Origin of the sequence: Pseudomonas sp., from assembly GCF_026224925.1 — a bacterium.
Taxonomy (GTDB): domain Bacteria; phylum Pseudomonadota; class Gammaproteobacteria; order Pseudomonadales; family Pseudomonadaceae; genus Aquipseudomonas.
Map to the genome: position 1 here is coordinate 1 of NZ_JAMFRV010000247.1, position 4,622 is coordinate 4,622.

The window sequence follows — 4,622 nt, forward strand, 5'->3', positions numbered from 1 at the left end:
GCCTTTGTGGCGCGCGCTGAAAACTTCATCAATGGTCGCCCTGATCTAGACGATACACTTCGTCGGCTCATCGCGTTTCAGAAAGCCGGCGCCGATGTCCTGTTCGCCCCTGGGTTGCCTGACCTGGAAACCATCCGGCTGGTGTGTGATGCGTTGGAAAAACCAGTCAACGTGGTGATGGGCTTGAGTGGGTGTAAATTTACGGTCGACGAACTCGCTCAAGCAGGCGTCCAAAGAATAAGTCTTGGCAGCTCCCTCGCGCGCGCCGCCCTAGGGGAGTTCATCCGCGCTGCCGAAGAAATAAAAAACAACGGTACATTTGGTTTTGCAGACAGCGCCATAAGCTTTGGTGACGCGAATCGGTTGATGACACCCAAGTAGCTCCGACACTCAGAGCCTCACCAATCATTGTAGGAGCTGTCGAAGGTTGTGATCGGTCTCAAGCCCGACTGGCCAGCGCGAGTCGACACGCCAACCCAAAGAAAACCGCACCCAGCAAATTATTTAATGCCTTCGCGACCCGCGTACTTGCCGATATTTTTTTACTCAACCGACTCGCAAGAAGAATCACCGTCCCGTTCACCAGCAACCCTGTGATGTTGAGTATCGTCGCCAGTACCAGCATTTGAGCCACGATTGATCCCGCATGAGGATTTATAAACTGCGGAAACAGAGCAAGTACAAACAGTGCCACCTTTGGGTTCAGCAGATTCGTCAGCAGGCCCTGTTTGAAAATGCTCGCCAGTGGGGTAGACGCGATCGCCGAGTTTATAACCAGCGGATTACTGACCGATCGAATGGTCTTCCAAGCCAGATAAGCCAGATAGGCCGCGCCTGCAAAACGTACGACGTCATAGGCCAGCGGGACAGTGAGGAACAGCTGAGAAAGTCCCAAGGCAGCGGCCAACGCATGACAGTAAGTACCCACCAGTATGCCCGCAAGAGAAACGAACCCCGACGCACGGCCCTGACTCAGGCTACGCGACGCAATGAGTAGCATATCGGGGCCCGGCGTAAGCGTAAGCGCAAGGCAGGCGCCTACAAACAGAGCAATTACAGAAAATTCGATCATCAGAAAAATCCCTTTTAGACGTATAAGACCAGCCTAATACTTTAAGGCCTAAGAAACTGTAGGGAAATGCAAGCTATCGCCGAAAACTAGCTCGTACCGTTCTCATCATATTTCCGCCGCGCATCGCGAAACCCGTCCGCGTTCTCCATCACCCACGTCCATAGCGGAATCATCTGCACCAGCAGCCCCGTTCCCAGTGCCGACAATTGATACTCAACCCGTGGCGGTACTTCGCGATAGTCATGGCGCAACACTAAGCCGTCGCGCTCAAGCTGGCGTAGGGTGCGGGTCAGCATTCTTTGGGTGACTCCCTGCATTTTTCTGCCCAGTTCGGCGTGGCGCAATTTGCCGGCGATGCCCAGTGCATGAACGACGCCTAGCGACCAGCGATTTCCGGCGTGGCTCAGTACTTCTCGTTTTAAGCCATCTTCATCGGCGCTCATTGCGTCGCAGGCGGCTTGGGATCTTTTAAGTATTTCTGTGGTGTCCACTGCGTCCTCCGGTATCACCGGTGTGCCTTCTTATGAATTTTGTTCGAGTATGCCAGCATGATTTAGCGCCATTTCAGGTGCAACAAGTCAGGAGCAGTTATGCACGTTGCCAACGGTATTACCACCCATGCAATTCTGGTTTTGGGCGCCGGTGAACTCGGGATGTCTGTGCTTCGCCAGTTGTCGAGATTGGCCGCCGCATCCGGTGACACCAGCCTCACCGTTCTCCTTCGCCCAGCGACGATTGAATCCAAAGAACCGAGCAAAGCCAGAGACGTAGCCGAATTACGTTCGCTTGGCATTGAAGTACTTGCAGGTGATTTGGTCGCTGATTCTGACGCTGATCTTCGCTCTGTGTTCAAACGGTTCGACACATTGGTCAGTTGTATCGGATTTGCTGCCGGGGCCGGGATGCAAAGAAAACTCGCTTGCGCGGCAATCGACGCGGGTGTGAAGCGCTATCTGCCATGGCAGTTCGGTGTTGATTACGATGTCATCGGCAGGGGCAGCGCTCAGGATCTGTTCGACGAGCAGCTTGATGTACGTGATCTCCTGCGTGCGCAGCGGGGTACGCAGTGGGTGATTGTCTCGACGGGAATGTTCACCAGTTTTTTGTTCGAACCCTATTTCGGCGTAGTGGATCTTGCGCAAAACACAGTCCGTGCTCTGGGAAGTTGGAACACTTCGGTCACAGTCACCACGCCCGAGGATATCGGCATGCTGACCGCACAAATCCTGTTTACGACCCCAAGAATAAACAACCAGGTGGTATACACCGCTGGTGACACGCTGACCTACGGACAACTGGCCGATACCGTGGATAAAGTCCTCGGCCGCAAGATGCACAGGGAGGAATGGAGCGTACCGTCTTTGAAAGCTGATCTGGAAAAGAACCCCCTCGATCCAATCAAAAAATACCGCGTGGTGTTTGCTGAAGGGAAAGGTGTCGCATGGGATCAGACACACACCTTCAATCATCAACGCAAAATCGACCTGACCACCGTTGAGGATTGGATACGGCTTAACGTCGAGTGAACGCTTTTGGGGATAGAGCTGAATGCAGATCGTGGGACCACTTCTCGACTAAATGCAGTCCCACACAAACGGCATAACGCCGTGTTTTTTACGCGCCCGGGCGGCAGCTGTGGAAGATGTCCAGCGCTGGTTTGTAAACGCCGGTCTGTACACCGAACATCCCTAGCACCGAGCTAAACATATAGTCGTGGCTCAGGTCTGCGTTGTCGCGCTTGGCTTCCAGGCATTTACGGTCGACGGTGGCGTCGTTGAGGGTGTTGTTGCCGAACCACATGACCATCGGAATGTGCGTTTGCGCGGCGGGGGCAATGGCGTAAGGCGCTGCGTGCAGATAGACGCCATTCTCGCCGAGTGATTCGCCATGGTCCGACACATAGATCATCGACGTGTCGTACTTTTCCTGATTCTTGCGCAGCAATTCCACCACTTTAGCCAGGAAGTGATCGGTGTACAGGATGGTGTTGTCGTACACGTTTAGCAGCTCATCCGAGCTGCAACTGCCTAGTTGGTTGGTGTGGCAAACCGGGGCGAAACGCTCCATGTCTTTGGGGTAGCGTTCGTAGTATTCCGGGCCGTGGCTGCCATCAGAATGGAGCACGATGATGGCGTTGTCTTTGAGGCTGTCGATGTAATCCTGAAGCCCGACCAGCAAGGATTCGTCGAGGCAGGTGCTGCCATCGCAAAAGGGGCTTGGCTGGTTTTTTGGAATGTCTTTGTGCGGTACTCGCAGGCAGGTGCCTTTGCAGTCGCTGTTGTTGTCCAGCCACAACACTTGTACGCCAGCGCGCTGCAGGATATCGAGCAGGCCTTCGTAGGTTTTGCCCTTTTTATCGCTGTATTCTTTGCGCGGGAACATCGAAAACATACACGGCACCGACACTGCAGTGGAAGTGCCGCAGGAACTCACCTGGGTGAAGTTGAGGATGTCCAGCTTCGCCAGTTCCGGGTTGGTTTCGCGGGCATAGCCGTTCAGCGAAAAGTGGTCGGCACGGGCGGTTTCACCCACCACAAAAATCATCAGGTTCTTTTTAGGGCGCTGCTGGGTGGCGGCGCTCAATGTCGCGTCCTCACCCACGGTCTGGATCTTCACGTTTTGTTTGATCGAGAAGCGGTCTTTGGTCAATTTACCAACTGCGTACACGTAGTTGGTCGGGTTGATGAAGTGCGTCAGTTCGTCCGGCTTACGGAAGATCGGCGCGTAGGTGGAGTAGAAGGCGCCCACCGACACTACAATTACAATCACACACGCGACCATGGCGAGGATCTTGTTCAGCAGCCCCGGCAGCACTTTGCGGTAAACCACCGGCATCCGCCAAATCACAATAATCGGCAACAGGCCGAGTACCGCCAGGTATACGAACATTTTGGCGCTGAGTAGCGCAGTGGCTTCGGCGGGATTGGTTTCCACGACGTTCTGGATCATCACCGTATCAATGGAGATGCCGTAGTCGTTCATGAAATAAGCCGCAGACGCCGAACATAGGGCAACCAGGCTGAGAATTGGCTTGAGCGTCGGTTTGAACGAGAACGGTATCAACAGCAGGGTGAAGGCCGCCCACAGGAAAAACCCGAACGACAGTTCGAACAGCAGCGCCTTGATGCCCTGCAACTGCGTAAGGCTGATCAAAGCCTTCCAGGTAGCGAGGTTGTAAAACACCACCAAAGCCAATGAAAACAGGATGACTAGCCGTGTAGAACTGACGCGCTTGAGCATGAACTCACCGTGGTCGACAAAAAGATTGGCGGAATTCTCGCAGCTCTTTTGCTTTTGTTCACGGGGCTTTTCATGAAACGTTCATAAACGCGGTGCGGCTGTTCTCCAAACGCTAAACGTTTTCCACGGCAGTCGATCAGTCAGTGCCCGTTACATTGGTGGGGTAATACCGTTTTCACCGGCAGAAATCGACAGGGCGCTCAGGCTGTTATCAGCCGCTTTTTGCGCGAACATCACGATCTTAACCCCAGGTTTAAGCAAGCTTCGGTCGCCGGGTACCAGGTTGACGATGGGGACATCGTCGGGCACA

5 protein-coding genes and 1 pseudogene are annotated in these 4,622 nt (G+C 54.1%); 2 read left to right on the forward strand and 4 right to left on the reverse strand.

From position 1 onward, the window contains the following. On the forward strand, positions 1–381 hold a 381-nt coding region (locus tag M0974_RS10795), incomplete at its 5' end, for an isocitrate lyase/phosphoenolpyruvate mutase family protein (protein WP_297836082.1). A 58-nt stretch (positions 382–439) separates the two neighbouring features. Here the strand turns inward: M0974_RS10795 and M0974_RS10800 are convergent. Both M0974_RS10800 and M0974_RS10805 read right to left on the reverse strand, forming a co-directional pair. Then, positions 440–1,072, reverse strand: a complete 633-nt coding sequence (locus M0974_RS10800) for a LysE family translocator (RefSeq protein WP_297836084.1) — start codon at positions 1,070–1,072, stop codon at positions 440–442. 86 nt (positions 1,073–1,158) lie between these two features. Beyond that, positions 1,159–1,563 (reverse strand): helix-turn-helix domain-containing protein, encoded by a 405-nt coding sequence (locus tag M0974_RS10805; protein WP_297836085.1) that lies wholly within the window; start codon positions 1,561–1,563, stop codon positions 1,159–1,161. A 99-nt stretch (positions 1,564–1,662) separates the two neighbouring features. On the opposite strand from M0974_RS10805, the gene M0974_RS10810 reads away from it, so the two are divergent. Further along, entirely contained in the window at positions 1,663–2,598 is a 936-nt protein-coding gene (locus M0974_RS10810) for an aromatic alcohol reductase (RefSeq protein WP_297836087.1), read from the forward strand. 88 nt (positions 2,599–2,686) lie between these two features. Here M0974_RS10810 and M0974_RS10815 read toward each other — a convergent pair whose 3' ends face one another. Both M0974_RS10815 and M0974_RS10820 read right to left on the reverse strand, forming a co-directional pair. Further along, positions 2,687–4,312: a phosphoethanolamine transferase gene (locus M0974_RS10815; protein WP_297836089.1), complete on the reverse strand. Its 1,626-nt coding sequence runs from the start codon at positions 4,310–4,312 to the stop codon at positions 2,687–2,689. A gap of 150 nt (positions 4,313–4,462) precedes the next feature. Then, positions 4,463–4,622, reverse strand: a pseudogene (locus M0974_RS10820) (hypothetical protein); the annotation flags it as partial.